We start from the raw sequence: 20,420 nt of genomic DNA, 5'->3' as shown, positions 1-20,420 counted from the left end.
GCGTGGAGACGGCAGTGGCTCAGGCGAGCCACTGCTCAGCCCTGGCCGCGACCATTGCGCCGACGCTTGCCGCGACGCTTGGTGCCGGCCGGCTTGCTGCCGGCGGGGCCTTCATCGGAGACACCTTCGATCATCGTGACCTGGGTGCGAGCATCGACTTCCTGGAAGTCGGTCCACCACTTGCCCAGCCCCGGCTTCACTTCGCCGGCGAATTCACGCAGCAGCAGGAAGTCGTAGGCAGCGCGGAAGCGAGGATGCTCACGGGTCTGGAAGGCGCGTTTGCCACGGCGACGCGGCAACTTGGCCTGCATGTCCCAGATCTCGCGCATCGGAATGCTGAAGCGCTTCGGGATCGAGGTGTGGTTGAGCTGGCGAGCGATCGCCTGCTGGGCCGCCTGGTGGGCTGCCGGAATGTCGGGCATGCCACTGGCGATCAGCTGATCGGTACGCGCCTTGACGCCCGGCCACAGCAGGGCGGCATACAGGAAGGCCGGCGTGACCGGCTTGTCTTCGCGGATGCGGTCGTCCGTGCTGGCCAGTGCCTTCTCGATCAGCGGCATGGACCAGTGATAATGCGCGAAGCTTTCTTCCGTCTCGGGGAACAGCATCTGGAACAGCCCAAACTCACGCAGGAGATGGAAGGTTTCCAGTGCATAGCCGGACATGAACAGCTTGAGCACTTCCTCGAACATCCGCGCCGGCGGAATCTGCAGCAGCAGCGGGGCCAGTTCGTACATCGGTTCGGCCGTGGCCTCCTCGATGTCGAAGTCCAGCTTGCCGGCGAAGCGGACGGCACGCAGCATGCGCACCGGGTCTTCGCGATAGCGTGTTTCCGGATCCCCGATCAGGCGAATCATGCGCGCTTCGATATCGCGTACGCCATTGGCCCAGTCATGGATCGTGAAATCGGACACGTCGTAATAGAGGGCATTGATCGTGAAGTCGCGGCGCAGCGCATCCTCCTCGATGGAGCCGAAGACGTTGTCGCGCAGCAACATGCCGTCTTCCGACTGCTGGGTATGCTGGCTGGGCGTGCTATCGGCCGGCTTGCCGCGGAAGGTGGTGACCTCGATCACCTCACGACCGAAGCGCACGTGCACGATACGGAAACGACGGCCGATGATGCGGGCATTGCGGAACAGCTCGCGGACCTGTTCCGGCGTGGCGTTGGTGGCCACGTCGAAGTCCTTGGGGCGTTGTCCGAGCAGGGCATCACGGATACAGCCGCCGACCAGATAGGCCTGATATCCACCGCTTTGCAGGCGATAGAGTACCTTCAGCGCATTCTCGCTGAGCTGGCGACGGGACACGGGATGCTCATCCCGCGGTATCACACGCAGGCTGGGCAATGGGGCCGCGGGCGCGTCAGTTGCATTGAAAAGCGTCTTCAAGCGGTCACCGGGGCGTTGTAGAAAGCGGGTAAATCCTTTGAGCATGCAGCGATTCGACTCGTGCGTGGCAGGCCGCCCAGTGTAGCCGAGGGCAGATACCTTGGCAAAGCGCCGGTCTGCCATCCAGGGGCCGACTCTGCACTTCAAGGCGTCTGACGAGGCAAGAATCACCTCTCAGACAAGGAAAAAGGGAGACCGATCACTCGGTCTCCCTTGCAGGTAGGGTACACGCATCCTTGAGCGGATGTTCTTTTTCGTGATGGCGCATCGCCCTGAATACGCACCACAGTCACAAATCAATGCAGACAGATCCTTCGTGTTGCAGATCATGTTGTTGTTGTCTGGCTGTCTGTTCGGTGACCATCTCGTATTCAAAACAATCTTCCATTCACCGACGGCTGAGTAGCCTCCCCCCGCGAGTTGTTGTTGTTTCGGGGGTGATCCGGGGTCGAGCCTGTTGTTCTTGTTGGTGCTCGAGGCCGGATTCGTCGCGTCCTGGTCAGTAGATTCCGGACTGCCGATATCTTGTTGTTGTTGGATCGGCGGATGATGAACTGCGGCCCTTTGTTCTTGTTTTGGCTCTTGCCTGCCACCACTCATGTAGTGAGGCATGCGGTTCATCATCAATGTCACGCGCTCGACGGGTATTGTTCTTGTTGGTGTCGAGGGTTTTCGAAGCATTGCGCGTTCTTGTTGTTGTTGGGCGCGCTTCGTATTTCCGGTTGTTCTTTTTCTTGACCGTGTTATTGCATCGGATGTGCCACAGCTTAAAAAAAACCAGCAATTCAGTCATTTAGACATAGGTAGCTGAGACGTGAGGTGTAGAGAGGTGCGAGGTGTTACCTGACGTGGCCATTGGTGCGCTGGATGGGGTCATGATTTGGGGTCGATGGTAACAATTGGTGCGAAGGTCTAACGAAGTGGCTTGCAAGCTAATGATTGAGCTGGGTTTTTTTCGAGTCTTTCGACACTAAAGTCTAGCGATGCCATCGATGATGCGGGGATCTATGGCAGGCAAGGTGGCGCCGCAGGCGGGTTGCTCGCCCGGGAGGGCACCTGCATGGTGCAGTGACTTCAGCGCAGTGACTTCTGTGCGCCAGCGTCAGTGCTCCAGTGCCGCTCCAGCTTCATCACGCCAATGTCAGTTTGCGGGAGAGCTGCGGCGGCCCTTGCGGCGTGGAATGCCCAGGCGCTGACGCCGTTCCCAGAGGTTCTTGCGACTGATGCCGAGGCGGCGCGCGAGCTCGGTCTCGCTCATGTGGTCCTGATGCTCGAGCACGAAGTGCTGGAAGTAGTCCTCCAGCGAGAGGTCTTCCTCCTCACCGGCACCGCCGATCACCGAGAGGCCGCTGCGCGGGGTGTCCGCAGGCGGTGGTAGGCCCGTGCCCTGGTGGCCGGCCGCGGGCTGACCTGTGACAGACGCGGAAGTCGTTTTGGGACTTGAGCCACTGGCGGCGCCTTTCACTGCACCTTTCGCCGCCCCTTTGCCCGCTGTCTTGGGCACCTGAACACTGGAGGGCGCCGAGTCGGCTGTTGTGGCGGCGGGCGCTGCTTGAAGCGGCTGCCCTGAGGGCGTGCGCAGGCCGAGGTCCTCAGGGGCGATGATGCGACGCTCCGCCAGAATGACGCCCCGCTCGAGGGCGTTTTCCAGCTCACGGACATTGCCGGGCCAGGCGTAGTGATGGATTTCCTGGCGCGCCCGCTGGGAGAGTCGCATGCCATCGCGGCCATGCTTGCGGGCGATGCCGGCCAGCAGATGCTCGGCCAGTTCCAGCACGTCATCTCCACGCTCACGCAGTGGCGGCAGGTCGATCTCCATCACGTTCAAGCGGTAATAGAGGTCGAGGCGGAACTCGCCGCTGGCCGAGAGCTGATGCAGGTTGCGGTGGGTCGCGGCGATGAGGCGAATGTCGACGTAGCGGGTCTCGATGGCCCCCACGCGGCGAATCTCGCCCTCCTGCAGCACCCGCAGCAGGCGTGCCTGGGCATCCAGCGGCAGTTCACCGATCTCATCCAGAAACAGTGTACCGCCATCGGCGGCTTCGATCAGACCTGTGCGCGAGCTGGTGGCGCCGGTGAAGGCACCTTTTTCATGGCCGAACAACTCGGACTCGATCAACGTCTCGGGAATGGCGGCGCAGTTGACGCAGATCAGCGGCGCCTGATGGCGTTCGCTCTGGCGATGAATGGCGCGCGCGACCAGCTCCTTGCCGGTGCCGGACTCACCCAGTACCAGCACGGTGACATCGGCGGGCGCTACCTTGCGAATGCGGGTGTAGACCTGTTGCATGGCGCGACAATGGCCAATCATCTCCACCGGCTTGTTGGTCGTGCCAGCATGCGTCTGGGGCGGAGGCGGCGCAGCACTCGGCGCCCCCAGACGTGGCAGAGACAGCGCATCTCGCACGCTGCGCGCGAAGGCCTGCTGGTCAAACGGCTTGGGAAGATAGTCGGCTGCCCCCGCCTTCAGGCAGCCGATGGCGGCATGCAGGCTGGGGTCGTCGGCCAGCAGCAGCACGGGGGTCGGCCGGCTGGCACGCAGGATCGGGACGGCATGGTCTCCGGCCAGTTCGCTGTCGCAGATCACCAGCGCGAAGTCGGCGGGGTGCTGCAGACGGGCATCCTCCAGGCCGCTGGCCTGCACCACGTCGTGACCCTCGCGCTCCAGCAGATGCTGCAGCGTGTTGCGCGAAGCACCTTCCTTTTCGACGATCAGAATCCGGGCCATGGGGTGATGTCGCTCGCCTGAGGGTGTGCATGAGGGGATGACTGTCGCTCGAGTCTGTCCTGTTCCCACAGGGGTGGCAATCCGACAATCGTGGCTGTTGTCAGGCGTTCCGACTGTATGGCGTATCCGGTCTCGGCTGCCCTCAGCTGCCTTCATCAGTCCTTGTCATTGGAGCAGTGGCTGCACTGAGTGACGGCGCGGTGCCGACCGCCGCAAGTGACCAGCGAGGAGTGGCGTGGGCGAGTTGCTCAGCGGGGCTGGCGGTCGCCAGTTCGGGTGGCGGCGCCTGACCGAGCAGTGTCAGGGTATGGTGCAGCAGCGTTCGAATCGCGCTGGCGTCTTCCGGCAGGGCCGGCGCCAGGTTCTGTTTGGAGAGCTTCTGGCCATTGTCGGCCGTGATCAGCGGCAGGTGCGTCAGGCGTGGCATCGGCAGGTCGAGCGCGGATTGCAGCAGACGTTGCCAGGGGCTGTTGTCGAGCAGATCGAGCCCGCGCACGACATCGGTGATGCCCTGCTCGGCATCATCCACCACCACGGCCAGCTGATAGGCCCACAGGCCATCGCGTCGCTTGAGCACCACGTCGCCTAGCGTGACAAGATCCAGCAGGACCGTGCCCTGCAGGCGGTCCTGCCAGCCAGCGATGGCCCGGGAGCCGCCGAAGCGCTCTGCCGCGCGCACGTCCAGCCGCCAGGCATGCTCGCCCTCGGGCGGTTCGGTCCGCTCACGGCACCAACCGGGGTAGATGGCATGCTCGCGCCACTGCTTGCGCGAGCAGTCACACGGGTAGGCGATACCACTGGCCTTCAGTTCTTCCAGTGCATCGGCGTAGGCGGCGTGACGCTGGCTCTGATAGCGGAGCTCACCATCCCGCTGCAGACCGAAGGCATCCAGCTGGCGCAGGATGGTATCGGCGCTCCCGGCGGGGCAGCGAGGAGGGTCGATATCCTCGATACGCACCAGCCACTCGCCGCCGTGATGGCGGGCATCGAGATAGCTGGCGACGGCAGCCAGAAGTGAGCCCGCGTGCAGCGGACCGGAAGGGGTGGGGGCAAAGCGGCCACGGTAGGCGGTAGGCATGTGGGCTCCGTCATCCTTCGTGGTAGGGGATTCGCAGGCAGCAGGGCCTGAACGCATACGGGCACCGCTCCGAGGAGGGTGCCCGTATGGGGGATGAGGGCGACGGCCTGACGTCGCTTCATCGACAGCAGGGCTTAGCGGCCCAGCTGCTTTTCCTTCAGCTCGGCCAGTGTCTTGCAGTCGACACACTGGGTAGCGGTCGGACGTGCTTCCAGACGGCGAATACCGATCTCGATGCCACAGGACTCGCAGAAACCGTAGTCGTCCTCATCGATGTTCTCGATGGTCTCGTTGATCTTCTTCAGCAGCTTGCGCTCGCGATCACGTGTTCTCAGCTCGAGGCTGAAGCCTTCTTCCTGAGTGGCACGGTCTGCAGGGTCCGCGTAATTGTTGGCATCTTCCTGCAGGTGACGCACGGTGCGATCGACCTCTTCCATCAGCTCCTGTTTCCACTCCATCAGGATCTGGCGGAAGTGCGCTAGCTGCTTCTCGTTCATGTACTCTTCACCCGCTGCCGGCTCATACGGGGTGAATTTCTTAAGCGCTTCCGGCTTGGTTTCAGCTAATGGCATGGGACCGCCTCATTCCGCAAGTGACTTGGGCCGTCGACAGTCTGTTGCACTGCCTCCTTGGCCACGGCGAGGGGGCTGTCCTGACTGCTGCCCTCGCGAGAAGATCAGCTTATTTAGCGTAAATATGGCAAGTTTGCAACTGAACTCCGACGATAGTTTGTACCGGCTCATGCACAGGCGGGTTCGAGAAAACACGGAGTTTCCTGTGCCAAGGGGGTGGGAATGGGGCTCGGCAGCTGCCTAGAATGATGCTTCGACCCCGAGGAGTGCCATCATGCAGTTTGCCCGCCGTCTTGAATCCGTTGCCGCCTTTCGTGTGATGACGTTGCTGGAAGCCGCTCAGGCGCGCGAGGCCGCGGGCCATGACGTCATCCATCTGGAAGTGGGCGAGCCCGACTTCCCGACTCCTGCGGCGGTGATCGCCGCCGGCCAAGCGGCGCTGGCGGCCGGTCAGACGCGCTACACCCCCGCCTGCGGCCTGCCGGCCCTGCGCGAGGCCATCGCGGCTGACTATCAGCGCCGTCACGGCGTCACGGTCTCCCCTTCCCGTATCATCATCACGCCCGGCGCCTCCGGTGCCCTGCTGCTGGCCACGCTATTGTGCGCCGAGCGTGGCGACAGCGTATTGATGGCTGACCCGACCTACCCCTGCAATCGTCACTTCATGGGCCTGGTGGATGCCCAGCTGGATGTGGTGCCCGTCAGTGCCGCGAGTGGCTGGCAGCTGACCGCTGAACTTGCCGATGATTTCTGGCGCGAGAACACGCGGGCCGTGATGGTGGCATCGCCCTCCAACCCCACCGGACACGTGCTGTCGCCCGAGGAATTGAAGGCGCTGGGCGAGCTGTGTCAGTCGCGAGATGCCCAACTGCTGGTGGATGAGATCTATCAGGGACTGACCTATGGCGTGCCTGCGCACACCGCACTGGCGGAGTGCCCGGACGCCTTCGTCATCAACAGCTTCTCCAAATACTTCGGCATGACGGGCTGGCGGCTGGGCTGGCTGGTGGCACCGGAAGCCGCGGTCGAGCCACTGTCACGCCTGGCGCAGAATGTCTTCCTGGCCGCGTCGACTCCTGCACAGCATGCGGCGCTGGCGGCCTTCACGCCGGAATGCGAAACAGAGCTCGAGCGTCGTCGGCAGGTACTCGAAGCCCGTCGTGGCGTACTGCTGGACGGGCTAGAGCGCCTGGGGCTGGCGCCGTCGGTGCCGCCGCAGGGTGCCTTCTACGTCTGGCTGGATATCTCGCATCTGAGTGATGACAGCGAGGCCTTCTGCCGCGCACTGCTGGAAGAAGAGAATGTCGCCATCACGCCGGGTACGGACTTCGCGCTGGCCGAAGGGCGTCGCCATGTGCGTATCGCCTTCACCGCCGATGAGGCGCGTCTGCGCGAGGCCCTGGCCCGCATGGAGCGTTTCCTTGAGCGGCGTGTCACCCGGGCAGGAGTGTCGGCTTGATGGTGCTTGAGGGGCTGTATCGTGGTCGCCTGATCCGTCGCTACAAGCGCTTCTTCGCCGAGGTGGAGCTGCTCGAGGGGGAGCGGGCAGGTGAGGTGGTGACGGCGCATTGTCCGAATACCGGCTCGATGCGCGCGGTGTGCGTGGAAGGTTGTGAGGTATGGCTGTCGCCGTCCGACAACCCCAAGCGCAAGCTCGCCTGGACCTGGGAGCTGATTCGCCTGCCGCTGGATCCGCCCGGCGCTGACGGTCGGCGTGAGGCCTTGGTGGCGGTGCACACCGGACGTGCCAATGCCCATGTCGAGGCGGCGCTGCAGCAGGCCAGCGTCAGCGCGCTGCACGACATGAGGCTCGCCGACTTTGCGCGCCTCAAGCGCGAGTCACGTGTCGAGGTCCTGCTGCCGGGAAATGACACGCCGGAGCGCTCACGGCTCGATTTCCAGATGTGGCCGAAGGAGGAGGGCGCGGCCTCGATCTATCTGGAGGTCAAGCAACTGACACTGCGCGAAGCTGACGGTCACGGCTATTTCCCGGACTCGGTGAGTACGCGTGCCCAGCGTCATCTGGCCAGCCTCGCGGCGCTGGTCGCAGCAGGCCACCGCTGCGTGCTGGTGTTCTGCGTCGCCCATGACGGGATCGAGGATGTCGCACCGGCGGCGCACCTCGACCCGGCCTATGCGCAGGCCTTTGCCCGGGCGCAGGCCGCCGGTGTCGAGGTGCTGGCGCTGGGCATGCAGATCACCCTCGAAGAGTCTCTCTCGGATGCGGGCCAGCCACTGTGGCGAGCAAGACTGGGCCTGACGCGCGCGCTGCCACTGCATGACGTGCGCTTTGCTGGCTGATCAGGTCGCTGGCGCTCAGCCTGTCAGTCAGCGCTCATGTCTCTTTCCATCATTTCTCCCTCATGTCTCCACCGCTGCCTGCGGTCTCCCACAGCAGCAACAGTGTTGGCGAGGCGTCGTTGTGCACCAGCTCAACGTCTAGCGCCGTCAATCGTTGGCCGACGCAGGGGCCGCTGATGCAAGTGCCGTGATGCGGCTCGAAACAGGCCTGATGGCGGTGGCAGAGTATCAAGCCGCCGGTCGCGTCCATGTAGGGATCGTCAGTCACGTCCTCGGTCAGCATTCGGCTGCCCTGGTGTGGGCAGCGGTCGAGAAAGGCGCGCGGGCCATCGGGCTGCATCACCAGCAGGGCCGGGCGGCCATCATCGAGTGTCAGTGGCATGCTGCGGCCGACGGGCAGTGATGGCAGCGGCAGTCTCAAGCACAGCCTGGATGAGGGCCCTTGGGGGAGTGTTGGTGGCCTTTCGGACATGAGGGGGCTCGCATCGGGTATCATGGCAGCGTTGGCACGCTCTCTTGTGGTCTTTTACCGTGTCTTGCCGCTTCCTTCCATGCCGAGTCATCTTCATGTCGCTATTTCGCCGCTCGATCACTTCCAGCTTCCGCTCCAGCAACGAATCCGGGACACCTGAGCGCACGGCCGGGGTGAGCCGTCGCCAGTTGCTGGCCGGCATGGCCGTCTCGGCGGGCGGGCTTACCGTGCTGGGCACGGCACTGAGCACCCCGCTCGCACAGGCCGCTCAGCCGGCCAACGGGCCATTGCCACCGCTGCCGGCTTGGCATGATCCCGAGGCGTCCCACCCGTTGCTGGGCAGCATTCTGGTCGCGGAGGGCAATCGTCGTCTATCGCCAGCGGCGCTGGTCGATTGGAGCCAGGCGCACTCGATGGTGCTGCTGGGCGAGCATCACGACAATCCGGATCATCACCAGCTGGAACGCTGGTTGATCGATGCGCTGGTCGCGCGGCGTCAGTTGGGCGGTGTGGCGCTGGAGATGCTGGACACGACCCAGGACGCCGCGCTATCACTGGCCAATCGTACCTCGCTTGCGGTCTCGGGGTTGCCGGATGATGAGCTCCAGCAGTTGCTGGCCTGGAATGCGCGCTGGCCCTTCACCGACTACGCCCCTCTGCTGCGCGGAGCGCTGGACAGTGGTGCGCCACTGGCGTCTGCCAGCCTGTCGGTGGCACAGCTGGAGGCCAGCATGGCACCGGGGCAGTCGCCGCTGGCACTGCCGGAAGCGGTCCTGCGCCTGCAGCGTGAGGCACTGGATGAAGGCCATTGTGGCCTGCTGGGCGCAGAGCGCCTGGACGCGATGCTGCGTGCGCAGTTGGCGCGGGATCAGCAGATGGCAGAACGTCTGGAAGGCCTGGCGGCTGATGGCACCACCAGCCTGCTGGTGTGTGGCTCCGGCCATGCCCGTCGCGATATCGGCGTGCCGCGCTGGCTGGATGGCAGCACGCTGTCCGTAGCGCTGATGCCGGTCGCCTGGGATGACGCGGGGCAGCCGCTGACGCATCTCGCCGATTATCTGCCGGAGAGCGCCGGTGCGGCGCCGGCCTACGATCTGGTGTGGTTCACGCCGGCGACGGCGCCAGTCGCGGATGCCTGTGAAGGCTTGCGTGAGACGATGCAGACGACCGTCAGCTAGAGGCTAGTCAGGCCCTGCCTGGTCAGGCCCCGGACATCAGCAGCACTGGAGCGGGTTGAATGCTCGGCATGAAAAAAGGCACCTCTTGTGAGGTGCCTTTTTCGTTGGTGCGACCTGCGTGTCGCGACCTGAATAGCGACGCGATCAGGCGTTCTTGAGGTCCGACGCGCTGTCGGCACGACGACGCGGTGCCTTCTGCGGCGTCTCGTCGCTGTGACCGTCGTTATGACTGTCATTGCTGCCGGCCTGCTCACGGAAACGGTCTTCGATATAGGTGATACGCGTGCGGCCGTGGGGCACGGGCTTGAAGTCGGCATCGACGCTGACCAGCACGATGCGGTCGATGGTCAGAATGCGTTCGCGGGTGATCTTGTTGCGGATCTCGACGCACAGCGAGATCGAGGTACGACCGAAGGCGCTGGCGGTGATGCCCAGTTCGATGATGTCGCCCTGACGCGCGCTGGAGACGAAGTTGATCTCCGACATGAACTTGGTGACCACGCGCGAGGTGCCCAGCTGGACGATGGCGTAGATGGCCGCTTCTTCATCGATCCAGGCCAGCAGTCGTCCACCGAACAGGGTGCCGTTGGGGTTGAGGTCTTCGGGCTTGACCCATTTGCGGGTATGGAAGTTCATGCACTCTCTCCTCGGGATGCCGGCGCACCTCACCGGAAGTGCGAGCCGTGATCCTCAGCTGCGTTTACCTCGAAAGTATATAGACTTTAGTTGCGACTGTCTGTGCATGGCCCGGATAGTGCAGCGCTATCGCGGCGCGGAAGAATTGGTGGTGTCATGACGCGAAACGGCCGACAGGAGTGTCCTGTCGGCCGTTTTCTTGCGGTACCTGGCGCTGGGTCTGTGGCGACTGCTGTAGCGCGCCTTGACTCAGCGCTGGTTGGGCGGGCAGTTGTCGCGACAGACGCGGAAGATGGCCACTTCCCCGAACAGGTTCGGCCACCAGGTCGCCGCCGGATGCGGCTCGTGATCGCCATTGCCGACCGCGCGGTCGATGATCTTGAGGCCCTGGGCGCGACACAGGCGCTCGAAGTCCGCGAAGGTCGACAGATGGATGTTCGGCGTGTCGTACCAGGCATGAGGCAGCGACTTGGAGACCGGCATGCGCCCCTTGAGGCCCAGGTGCAGGCGGTGACGCCAATAGGCGAAGTTGGGGAAGGTGATGATGGCCTCACGCGAGACGCGCATCATCTCCTCCAGCGCACGGTCCGGGCGACGCAGTACCTGCAATGCCTGGGACATCACCACACGATCGAAGGTGTCATCGGCGAAGTTGGCCAGGCCGTCATCGACATTCTGCTCGATGACGTTCACGCCACGGGCGACACAGGCACTGATGTTGTCGGGGTCGATCTCCAGACCATAGCCGAAGACCTGCTTGGTCTCCTTGAGGGAGGCCAGCAGGGTGCCGTCACCGCAGGCGAGGTCCAGCACGCGTGCGCCTTCGGGAATCCAGTCATGAATCTGGGCGAGGTCGTTACGCATGGCTGGTCTCCCTGGTGCTCGGCTTTTTCGTGGCTTTGGCGCCACAGGCGTGGTCGTAAGCGCGAGTCAGGAAGTTGCCCAGCACCGTCTGGTAGCGTTCGCCCGGCAGCAGGAAGGCGTCATGTCCGTGCGGCGAGTCGATGTTGGCGTAGCTGACCGACTTGCCGGCATGGATCATGGCGTTGACCAGCTCGCGCGAGCGTGACGGCGCGAAGCGCCAGTCGGTGGTGAAGCTGACCACCAGTACCGGGCAGCTGATCGGCGCCATGGCCGCGGACAGGTCATCGCCTGCCGTGGCGGCAGGATCGAAGTAGTCGAGCGCCTTGGTCATCAGCAGATAGGTATTGGCATCGAAGGCGGTGGAGAAGGTATCGCCCTGGTGGCGCAGATAGCTCTCGACCTGGAAGTCGACGTCGTAACCGAAGTTGAGGCGGTCCTGACGCAGGTCGCGCCCGAACTTGGTGCCCATCGAATGCTCGGAAAGATAGGTGATGTGACCGACCATGCGCGCCAGCTTGAGGCCGCGTCTGGGCACGGCATTGACACGCGAGTACCAGCCGTCATGGAATTCCGGGTCAGAGCGAATCGCCTGACGCGCGACTTCATTGAAGGCGATGTTCTGTGCCGAGAGTTTCGGCGTACAGGCGATGATGGCGACGTGACCGACGCGATCAGGGTGGTCCATCACCCACTGCAGCGCCTGCATGCCACCCAGCGAGCCACCGACCACCGCCGCGAAGCGGGTGATGCCGAGAGACTCGGCGAGGCGCTTCTGGCTCTCGACCCAGTCCGGCACGGTCACCAACGGGAAGTCAGGCCCCCATTGCTCGCCCGTTTCCGGGTTGATCGAGGTCGGGCCGGTACTGCCGTGGCAGCCGCCGATGTTGTTCAGCGCGATCACGAAGAAGCGCGAGGTATCAATGGGCTTGCCGGGGCCGATGTAGTCGTCCCACCAACCAGGCTTGCGGTCGCTCATGGCGTGATAGCCAGCCGCATGATGGTGGCCGGTGAGGGCATGACAGATCAGGATGGCGTTGCTGGCGTCCGCGTTCAGCTCGCCGTAGGTCTCGTAGACCAGCGAGTACTGCTCGAGGCGTCTGCCGCAGGCCAGCTCCAGCGGGGTATCGAAGTGGGCAGTCTGAGGCGTGACGAGACCGACCGAATCCGGGGGCAGGGAATCAGGCATCGTGGTGAAGGTTTCCAGCATCATGTCCAGCAGAGTGTTCGGGGCAAGGCCCGTGTCCGGGGCGCGAAGCCGCGGTGATGCGCCTTGTGGGCGTCTCGTGCACCGTGGTTCTGGCTTCGGCCGAGGGCTCACTCTAGCACAGCGTGCGCACGCGTGATCCAGTGGCACGCGATGCAAGAGCGCCCGCCACGAGAGTCCGTGGCGGGCGCTGGTCTCGTCGGCATGTGCCTTGGGCGCATGCGAGCCATTCTTGCTGGCGGAGTGCCGGCTTAGCTGAAGGCGCTGCGCAGCATGCCCAGTGACGGCAGGGTCTGGTTGATCAGGCTGCCGACCAGGTTGAGCGCGATGAACACGAAGATCGGAGACAGGTCGAGCATGCCGATCGACGGAATCACCTTGCGCACCGGCTTCATGATCGGATCGACCAGCTGGTGGACCAGGATGGCGCCCGGGTGGTTGGCCTGCGGAGCGACCCACGACAGGATGATCATCGCGATCAGCGCGAAGAAGTAGATGTTGATGATGCTGTCGAGAATGGTGCCCAGTGCCGTCAGCGCGATGAAGCCGACCGGCAGCATGCCGCCACCGAACAGGGCGCCGATCGCGACCAGCACCAGGCTGACGACGATGAAGGCCGCGGCCAGGGTGGCGATGTCGAAGCGACCCAGCGGACGCAGGATGCCCTGCAACGGGGCCACCAGCGGGTTGGTCGCCTTGACCACTGACTGGGTGACCGGGTTGTAGAAGTCCGCGCGGGACAGCTGCAGCAGGAAGCGCAGCATCAGGATGTAGACAAACAGTTGCAGCAGGATGGTGACCAGCTGAAGTCCGATATTACCCATAGCACCCATGGGGCTTTCCTTAAGACGGTGAGAAGTGGGCGCGCGATAGTGCACGCATCATGCCGCTAGCATGCCAACAACGGATGAACAGCGCATGATGGCCTGTTGTGGCCCGGGCTGCCAGCGGTCTGCAGGAGTTGTCAGTGGAGCAGAGGCTGTCAGCGATCCAGCTCGCGGGCAAGCTCGGCGGCGCGCACGCTGGAGGCCTTGGCGGCGCGCTCGACGATATCGCGCAGGCCTTCCTCCTCGAAGCTGTTGATGGCGCGCTCCGTGGTGCCATTCGGCGAGCACACGCGACGGCGCAGCTCGGCAGGCTCATGCTCGCTGGAGAAGGCCATCTCGGCGGCACCGCGGGCGGTCTGGATCGCCAGGCGGCGGGCGGTCTCGGCGTTCAGCCCCAGCTCGATGCCTGCCGCCTCGAGCGACTCGATGAACAGGAAGAAATAGGCCGGGCCGGAGCCGGAAATGCCGGTGACGGCTTCCAGCAGACCTTCTTCCTCGACCCACTCGACGATACCGACCGCGGTCAGCATCTCATCCATCAAGCTGCGCTGCTCCTCCGTCACCTGGGCGGTGGCATAGAGGCCGCTGGCGCCGACACCGACCAGCGACGGCGTGTTGGGCATGCAGCGGATGATGGCGAGGTCGCCGCCCAGCCAGCGTTCGAGGCTGTCGCAGGTGATGCCGGCCGCGACCGAGACGATCAGCGGCTTGCGGTTCTGCACCGCAGGGGTCAGCGCCTGGCAGACGTCATGCATCATCTGTGGCTTGACGCCCAGCACCACCACATCGGCTTGCGAGACGGCGTAGGCGTTGTCCTGGGTCGTGCTTACGCCGTAGCGCTGCTCGAGGGCTTCGAGTGTCTCGCGCGAGCGAGCCGTGGCGATGATGCGGTCCGCGGGATAGCCGGCATCGACCATGCCGCCGAAGATGGCGCTGGCCATGTTGCCGGCGCCGATGAACGCGATGGTGCGCGGTGTAGCGGTGCTCTGGTGCGTCATGCGGTGCTCCTGATCATTCAGTGGGAGGGCTGGCGGCAAGCTCGAGAGCCTTGCGTGAGCGTTGGATTTGCCTCAACGAGCGTTGGGCTCAATGGACGTGGGAATAGTCACGTGCGCCGAAGATGGCAGTGCCGAGGCGTACCAGTGTCGCGCCTTCGGCGACGGCGGCCTCAAGATCCGCGCTCATGCCCATCGAGAGAGTATCGAGCCGGGCCTGCGGGTAGCTGGCGGCGGGGAAGCGCGTCTGCAGTCGCTCCAGCAGCTCGCGCAGCTGGCGGAAGGGCGCACGGCGCTCGGTCTCACTGGCATCGGCGGCGCAGGGGGCCGGAATCGCCATCAGGCCGCGCAGGCGCAGCCCGGGCAGCGCGATCACCGTCTCGGCCAGCGCCAGCAGTTCCTGCGGTGCCACGCCAGCCTTGGAGGCTTCGCCGGAGATATTGACCTGCAGACAGACATCGAGCGCGCCAAGCTCACCGGGGCGCTGCTCGCTCAGTCGGCGTGCTATCTTCTCGCGTTCCACGGTATGCACCCAGGCGAAGTGCTCAGCGATGGCGCGCGTCTTGTTGGACTGGATGGGGCCGATGAAATGCCATTCGATATCGGTGAGGTCCGACAGCGCCTGCTGCTTGTCCAGCGCTTCCTGCAGATAGTTCTCGCCGAAGGCCCGCTGGCCGGATTGCCAGGCAGCGCGCATCAGCGTCGCGGGTTTGGTCTTGCTGACGGCCAGCACTTGCGCCGAATCAGCGTTGCGTTTACTTGCCTGCAATGCCTTTTCCAGCCGCGCACGGGCCTCTAGGATACACTGGGTAACACAAGCTTCGTCGTCGGGGACTGCGGTCATGCGGCTCGGCTCCAGAATTTGCGGAACAACCTGGCGATGGCTGGCACGGTGTCAGGCATGTCATCAATGGCATGGGCGTGACAGGCCTGGTGACATGGTGCCCATCGCACTATCTACTGAAGAGCCACTTCACACTTTCACCAGAGTACACAAGACTCGTTGGTACAAGAGCTTCGGTCTTCGCGAGGGAACTGCATGGATATTACCGAACTGCTGGCTTTTTCGGCAAAACAGAACGCGTCGGATCTTCACCTGTCCGCAGGTTTGCCACCGATGATTCGTGTCGACGGTGATGTGCGGCGCATCAATGTGCCGTCAATGGATGACAAGCAGGTGCGCGCGCTGATCTACGAGATCATGAACGACAAGCAGCGCCGTGACTTCGAGGAATTCCTCGAGACCGATTTCTCCTTTGAGGTGCCGGGTGTCTCGCGCTTTCGTGTCAACGCCTTCCATCAGGGGCGTGGCGCGGGGGCTGTCTTCCGCACCATCCCCTCGGAAGTGCTGACGATGGAGGATCTGGGGCTCGGTGAAGCCTTCCGCAAGATGTGCATGCTGCCGCGCGGCCTGATTCTTGTCACCGGGCCGACCGGTTCCGGTAAATCCACCACGCTGGCGGCAATGGTCGATTACATCAATGAGAACAAGTACGACCACATTCTCACCATCGAGGACCCGGTGGAATTCGTGCACCAGTCCAAGCGGTGTCTGGTCAACCAGCGTGAAGTGCATCGTGATACCCACGGCTTCGCGCCCGCGCTGCGTTCAGCGCTGCGTGAAGACCCGGATGTCATTCTGGTCGGGGAGCTGCGAGATCTCGAGACCATCCGTCTGGCTCTGACCGCGGCCGAGACGGGTCACCTGGTATTCGGCACCCTGCACACTACCTCCGCGACCAAGACCGTCGACCGTATCATTGACGTCTTCCCCGGCGAGGAGAAGGCAATGGTGCGCTCGATGCTGTCCGAGTCCCTGCAGGGCGTCATCGCCCAGACACTGCTCAAGAAGATTGGCGGTGGCCGGGTGGCGGCTCACGAGATCATGATCGCGACGCCTGCCATTCGTAACCTGATCCGCGAGGACAAGGTGGCGCAGATGTACTCCTCCATCCAGACCGGTGGTGCCCTGGGCATGCAGACATTGGATGCAGCGCTGACGCGTCTGTTGGCTGAAGGGCTGGTGACCAATGAAGATGCTCAGGCGAAAGCCAAGGGCTTGTTGAGCTGAATTCGCCAGGAGGGCCGACAATCACGTTGCAGGTAGGTGGGGCAGGGGCCGGAACACGTCAACTTTTCAGGTTCATGGGACGGCATTTCAGCGCGAGGCCTTGGGCGCGACTCTCAAGGCGCATATCGGGATACAACTCATGACTCCTCATGAATGGCTGCATGAACTTCTGCAGTTGATGGTCAGCAAGGGCAGCTCGGACCTGTTCATCTCCACTGGCACACCGCCGCAGATGAAGGTCAATGGCCGCATGGTGGCGCTGGGTGACAGGAAGCTGGGTGTCGATCAGGTGAGAGAGCTGGTGCTCGCACCGATGAGTGACATGCAGCGCGAGCGCTTCGAGGAAGAGCGCGAGGCCAACTTCGCGCATAGTCTGCCGGGAGTCGGGCGCTTCAGGATCAGCGCCTTCTACCAGCGCAGCCAGATGGGCATGGTGATTCGCCGCATCCAGCTGTCGATTCCCAGCCTGGAAGAGTTGCGGCTGCCGGAGATCATCAAGGGGCTTTCCGAAACCAAGCGTGGTCTGGTGATCTTCGTCGGCGGTACCGGCGCCGGCAAGTCGACCTCGCTGGCGGCGATGATACAGCACCGCAACCAGACCTCGAGCGGGCATATCATCTGCATCGAAGACCCGATCGAGTATATCCATCCTCACCAGCGCTCCATCGTGACGCAGCGTGAAGTGGGAATCGATACCGAGTCCTTCGAGGTGGCGCTGCGCAATACGCTGCGTCAGGCGCCGGACGTGATCATGATCGGCGAGATCCGCTCGCGTGAGACCATGGAGCACGCGCTGACCTTCGCCGAGACAGGTCACCTGTGTCTTGCGACGTTGCATGCCAACAATGCCAACCAGGCGCTGGACCGCATCATCCACTTCTTCCCGGAGGAGCGTCACGAACAGGTGTGGATGGATCTGTCGCTGAACCTCAAGGGCATCGTGGCCCAGCAGCTGTTGCCTCACAAGAGCGGCAACACCACCCAGCGCGTGCCTGCCATTGAGGTGATGCTGCGTTCGCCGTTGATTGTCGACCTGATCCGCAAGGGCGCGGTGGTCGAGATCAAGGACGTCATGAAGCGCTCGCAGCAACAGGGCATGATGACTTTCGATCAATCGCTTTACGCCTTGCATCAGCAGGGCTTGATCACCGAGGAAGTGGCATTGGCGCATGCCGATTCCGCCAATGACCTGCGCCTGATGATCAAGTTCGGTGATTCCGATAGTGCCCAGGAAGCCCAGCTGGATGTCATGAACGCCGCCAGTCGCTTCTCGTTGCAAGGGGATGACGACTGAGGCGTGTCGGTGATGCCAGCGCAGTGATTGTCTCAATCAAAAGCCGCCCTCTTCATCACGAGAAGGGCGGCTTTTTCGTATCCGATGAGGGTCAGCGAGCGTAGAGGCCGCCCAGCACTCTCGGGCCGCTCGCGCCAGTGACGCTGGGCAGGTTGCCGGGGCGCTCCAGTACTCTGCGTGCCGCGAGCCAGGCGAATGCGCTGGCTTCGAGCAGGTCTGCATTCCAGCCCATGTCAGCGCAGGACACGAGAGGCGTCGCCTGCTCGCCTTGCGCCAGGCGCTGCTCCAGCTGCGTGAGCAGGGCGCCATTGCGTGCCCCGCCACCGCAGGGGGTCAGCGCGGCCAGTGATACGCCGGTCTGCTCCAATGCTCGCACGATGCTTTCGACGGTCAGACTCAGGAGCGTGGCCTGCACGTTGGCCGGTGACTCGTCGCCGGTCAGATGCTGAGCCAGCCAGTCGAGATGGAAATCTTCGCGGCCGGTGCTCTTGGGAAGTGGTCGGCGGAAGTAATCGGCCGACAGCAATCTCTCGAGCAAGTCGGGAATCACCTTGCCGCTGGCGGCCCACTGACCGTCCTGATCCACTGCGGTACCACGATGACGCGCATGCCAGGCATCCAGCAGGCAGTTGGCGGGGCCGGTGTCGAAGCCGATGATGTCAGCTGTGGAGCCCTGAGGGGGAAGTAGTGTCAGATTGGCGATGCCGCCCAGGTTGAGCAGCCCATGCCATTGGCCTGGCTGACTGAAGAGAGCAGCGTGGAAGGCGGGCGCCAGCGGGGCCGCCTGACCGCCGGCGGCCAGATCACGGCGCCGGAAGTCAGCGACGACGGGAATGCCGCACAGCTCGGCCAGCAGGCTGGGGTTGTCGAGCTGCAGGGTGTAGGGCGTGTGGCATGGCTGATCGCTGAAGCCATAGGGGCGATGCTCGATGGTCTGGCCATGGCTGCCAATGGCCGTGACTTCCTCTGCAGTCAGTTGCTGGCGTGTCAGCAAGCGCGTCACCGCGCTGGCAGCCAGTTCAGCCAACGCCTTCTCGGCGGCGGCGAGATCCGCGAAGCATGCTTCATCACAATGCATCAGCTGCCAGAGGCGAGACCGCAGTGTCTCGGGCAGCGGCAGGTCGAGCCCATCAATGAAACGAATCCGCTCGTGGTCTGGCGAGGAGGGGGCGATATCGAGCAAGGCGATATCGAGTCCGTCCAGGCTGGTGCCGGTCATCAAGCCAAGGTAAAGCGCCATTGGGATCTCCCGATCATTGGGGGGGCGTGCAACAGGGGCGTGAAGCTCGTGAGCACGCCGCCCTGCGGCAGGGGGTGCATGCCATGCTCGTCATGCTAACATTCTCGGCCAACATGCCCCGCTACGAGGGGAGCAGCAACGGTCAGAGAGGGCAGGATGAGCGACAAGTCAGTAGTGGAAGCGCTGGAGATCATCAAGCGCGGTACCGATGAGGTACTGGTCGAGGAAGAGCTGATCAAGAAGCTCGAGTCCGGGCGCAAGCTCAAGGTCAAGGCGGGCTTTGATCCGACGGCGCCGGACCTGCACCTCGGTCATACGGTGCTGATCAACAAGCTGCGCCAGCTGCAGGACCTCGGTCACGAGATCATCTTCCTGATCGGTGATTTCACCGGCCGCATCGGCGACCCCACCGGTAAGAGCGTGACGCGCAAGCCGTTGACCGAAGAGGATGTGAAGGCCAACGCCCTGACGTATCAGGAGCAGGTCTTCAAGATTCTCGACAAGGAGAAGACGCGCATAGCCTTCAACTCCGAATGGATCAGCAAGCTCTCCGCGGGTGACATGATCGAGCTGGCGGCCTCCAGCACGGTCGCGCGCATGCTCGAGCGTGACGATTTCGACAAGCGCTATAGCGGCAATCAGCCGATCTCCATCCACGAGTTCCTCTACCCGCTGATCCAGGGGTATGACTCCGTGGCGCTGGAAGCGGATATCGAGCTTGGCGGCACCGATCAGAAGTTCAATCTGCTGATGGGGCGTGAGCTTCAGCGCCAGCGCGGCCAGGAGCCGCAGGTGGTGATCACCATGCCGATCCTCGAAGGCCTGGATGGTGTGCAGAAGATGTCCAAGTCGCTGGGCAACTACATCGGCATCAATGACCGCCCGGGCGAGATGTTCAACAAGATCGTCTCCATGCCGGATTCGCTGATGTGGCGTTACTTCGAGCTGCTGTCGCTGCGTCCTCTCGATGAAGTGAAGGCGCTGATGGCCAGCATCGACGACGGCGCCAACCCGCGTGATATCAAGATGGAGCTGGCACGCGAGCTGGTGGCACGCTTCCACGATGAAGATGCGGCGGCGACGGCGCACCTTTCCAGCGGCAATCAGCTGGCTGACGGCGAGCTGCCGGCGGACATGCCGGATGTCACCGTCAGCCTGGAGGGCGCCGAGGTGGCGCCGATCGCGGCGGTCATCAATCGTGCGGGTCTGGCCAACAACAGTGCCCAGGCCAAGGACATGCTCAAGAATGGCCGCGTGAAAGTGGATGGCGAAGTGGTCGAGCCTTCCTATATGGCACCTTTCGATACTGCCATCGTCATCCAGGCGGGCAAGAAGCGCTACGCACGAGTGACCGTGACGCGCTGAGGTACTCAGATGTACTATTACTGAGAAGTCGCTGTCGTAAGTCACCTCCCGCTCGGCCTCACCAGACATGGTGGGGCCGAGCGCGTTCTGAGCGCCTGGCCTCATCGTGGCGAGATTCTCTCAAAAAAGCCCTTGCCCTCACGGCGGTTCGTGCGTAAAGTACGCATCCGCTGCCGGGGACGCATGGCGTTACCAGCGGTGAAA

The 20,420-nt window shown here is 63.4% G+C and carries 18 protein-coding genes and 1 pseudogene; 6 read left to right on the top strand and 13 right to left on the bottom strand.

What is annotated here, in order from left to right:
• Positions 1-35: 35 nt before the first annotated feature.
• The 5 genes and pseudogenes from pcnB to dksA form a co-directional block, all read right to left on the bottom strand.
• Positions 36-1,436, bottom strand: a complete 1,401-nt coding sequence (gene pcnB / locus QQF40_RS05025; protein ID WP_175089049.1) for a polynucleotide adenylyltransferase PcnB — start codon at positions 1,434-1,436, stop codon at positions 36-38.
• A gap of 454 nt (positions 1,437-1,890) precedes the next feature.
• Entirely contained in the window at positions 1,891-2,184 is a 294-nt protein-coding gene (locus tag QQF40_RS05020) for a hypothetical protein (RefSeq protein ID WP_285460632.1), read from the bottom strand.
• Positions 2,185-2,907: 723 nt separating this feature from the next.
• Positions 2,908-4,119, bottom strand: a pseudogene (locus tag QQF40_RS05015) (sigma-54-dependent transcriptional regulator); the annotation flags it as partial.
• A gap of 142 nt (positions 4,120-4,261) precedes the next feature.
• A complete protein-coding gene (gene gluQRS / locus QQF40_RS05010; protein WP_285460630.1) occupies positions 4,262-5,197 on the bottom strand; it encodes a tRNA glutamyl-Q(34) synthetase GluQRS in 936 nt (311 codons plus the stop codon).
• 134 nt (positions 5,198-5,331) lie between these two features.
• Entirely contained in the window at positions 5,332-5,769 is a 438-nt protein-coding gene (gene dksA / locus QQF40_RS05005; RefSeq protein ID WP_175089052.1) for an RNA polymerase-binding protein DksA, read from the bottom strand.
• A 274-nt stretch (positions 5,770-6,043) separates the two neighbouring features.
• On the opposite strand from dksA, the gene QQF40_RS05000 reads away from it, so the two are divergent.
• On the top strand, positions 6,044-7,228 hold the full coding sequence (locus QQF40_RS05000) for an aminotransferase class I/II-fold pyridoxal phosphate-dependent enzyme (RefSeq protein WP_175089053.1): 1,185 nt from the start codon (positions 6,044-6,046) through the stop codon (positions 7,226-7,228).
• Complete coding sequence (gene sfsA, locus QQF40_RS04995; protein ID WP_175089080.1) at positions 7,228-8,070, top strand: DNA/RNA nuclease SfsA; 843 nt, start codon at positions 7,228-7,230, stop codon at positions 8,068-8,070. Before QQF40_RS05000 ends, sfsA begins: the two co-directional genes overlap by 1 nt.
• 49 nt (positions 8,071-8,119) lie before the next feature.
• Here sfsA and QQF40_RS04990 read toward each other — a convergent pair whose 3' ends face one another.
• Positions 8,120-8,452: a Rieske (2Fe-2S) protein gene (locus QQF40_RS04990; RefSeq protein ID WP_285460629.1), complete on the bottom strand. Its 333-nt coding sequence runs from the start codon at positions 8,450-8,452 to the stop codon at positions 8,120-8,122.
• Positions 8,453-8,637: 185 nt separating this feature from the next.
• On the opposite strand from QQF40_RS04990, the gene QQF40_RS04985 reads away from it, so the two are divergent.
• Positions 8,638-9,720 (top strand): ChaN family lipoprotein, encoded by a 1,083-nt coding sequence (locus tag QQF40_RS04985; RefSeq protein WP_285460628.1) that lies wholly within the window; start codon positions 8,638-8,640, stop codon positions 9,718-9,720.
• Between the two features lie 144 nt (positions 9,721-9,864).
• Here the strand turns inward: QQF40_RS04985 and QQF40_RS04980 are convergent, their stop codons facing one another.
• The 6 genes from QQF40_RS04980 to QQF40_RS04955 form a co-directional block, all read right to left on the bottom strand.
• Complete coding sequence (locus QQF40_RS04980) at positions 9,865-10,356, bottom strand: acyl-CoA thioesterase (RefSeq protein WP_175089056.1); 492 nt, start codon at positions 10,354-10,356, stop codon at positions 9,865-9,867.
• 249 nt (positions 10,357-10,605) lie between these two features.
• Positions 10,606-11,220, bottom strand: coding sequence for a methionine biosynthesis protein MetW (metW, locus tag QQF40_RS04975; protein WP_285460627.1), 615 nt, complete (start codon positions 11,218-11,220; stop codon positions 10,606-10,608).
• Entirely contained in the window at positions 11,213-12,406 is a 1,194-nt protein-coding gene (gene metX / locus QQF40_RS04970; protein ID WP_285460626.1) for a homoserine O-succinyltransferase MetX, read from the bottom strand. Before metX ends, metW begins: the two co-directional genes overlap by 8 nt.
• A gap of 269 nt (positions 12,407-12,675) precedes the next feature.
• A complete protein-coding gene (locus QQF40_RS04965; protein WP_043333437.1) occupies positions 12,676-13,257 on the bottom strand; it encodes a YggT family protein in 582 nt (193 codons plus the stop codon).
• A 149-nt stretch (positions 13,258-13,406) separates the two neighbouring features.
• Entirely contained in the window at positions 13,407-14,249 is an 843-nt protein-coding gene (proC, locus tag QQF40_RS04960; RefSeq protein WP_285460625.1) for a pyrroline-5-carboxylate reductase, read from the bottom strand.
• A gap of 88 nt (positions 14,250-14,337) precedes the next feature.
• Positions 14,338-15,090: a YggS family pyridoxal phosphate-dependent enzyme gene (locus QQF40_RS04955; protein WP_285460624.1), complete on the bottom strand. Its 753-nt coding sequence runs from the start codon at positions 15,088-15,090 to the stop codon at positions 14,338-14,340.
• A gap of 195 nt (positions 15,091-15,285) precedes the next feature.
• Here QQF40_RS04955 and QQF40_RS04950 point away from each other — a divergent pair, with 195 nt between their 5' ends.
• Both QQF40_RS04950 and QQF40_RS04945 read left to right on the top strand, forming a co-directional pair.
• Positions 15,286-16,317 (top strand): type IV pilus twitching motility protein PilT, encoded by a 1,032-nt coding sequence (locus QQF40_RS04950; RefSeq protein ID WP_175089061.1) that lies wholly within the window; start codon positions 15,286-15,288, stop codon positions 16,315-16,317.
• A gap of 139 nt (positions 16,318-16,456) precedes the next feature.
• On the top strand, positions 16,457-17,611 hold the full coding sequence (locus QQF40_RS04945) for a PilT/PilU family type 4a pilus ATPase (protein ID WP_175089062.1): 1,155 nt from the start codon (positions 16,457-16,459) through the stop codon (positions 17,609-17,611).
• A gap of 91 nt (positions 17,612-17,702) precedes the next feature.
• On the opposite strand, the gene QQF40_RS04940 is transcribed toward QQF40_RS04945, so the two are convergent.
• Complete coding sequence (locus tag QQF40_RS04940) at positions 17,703-18,851, bottom strand: anhydro-N-acetylmuramic acid kinase (RefSeq protein ID WP_285460623.1); 1,149 nt, start codon at positions 18,849-18,851, stop codon at positions 17,703-17,705.
• Positions 18,852-19,007: 156 nt separating this feature from the next.
• Between QQF40_RS04940 and tyrS the strand changes: the two genes are divergently transcribed.
• Positions 19,008-20,216 (top strand): tyrosine--tRNA ligase, encoded by a 1,209-nt coding sequence (tyrS, locus tag QQF40_RS04935; RefSeq protein ID WP_285460622.1) that lies wholly within the window; start codon positions 19,008-19,010, stop codon positions 20,214-20,216.
• Positions 20,217-20,420: the final 204 nt, after the last annotated feature.

Origin of the sequence: Cobetia sp. LC6, assembly GCF_030264805.1 — a bacterium.
Lineage (GTDB): Bacteria > Pseudomonadota > Gammaproteobacteria > Pseudomonadales > Halomonadaceae > Cobetia.
The sequence above is the reverse complement of the archived record's forward strand: the minus strand, read 5'-3'. Positions and strand labels throughout refer to the sequence as shown.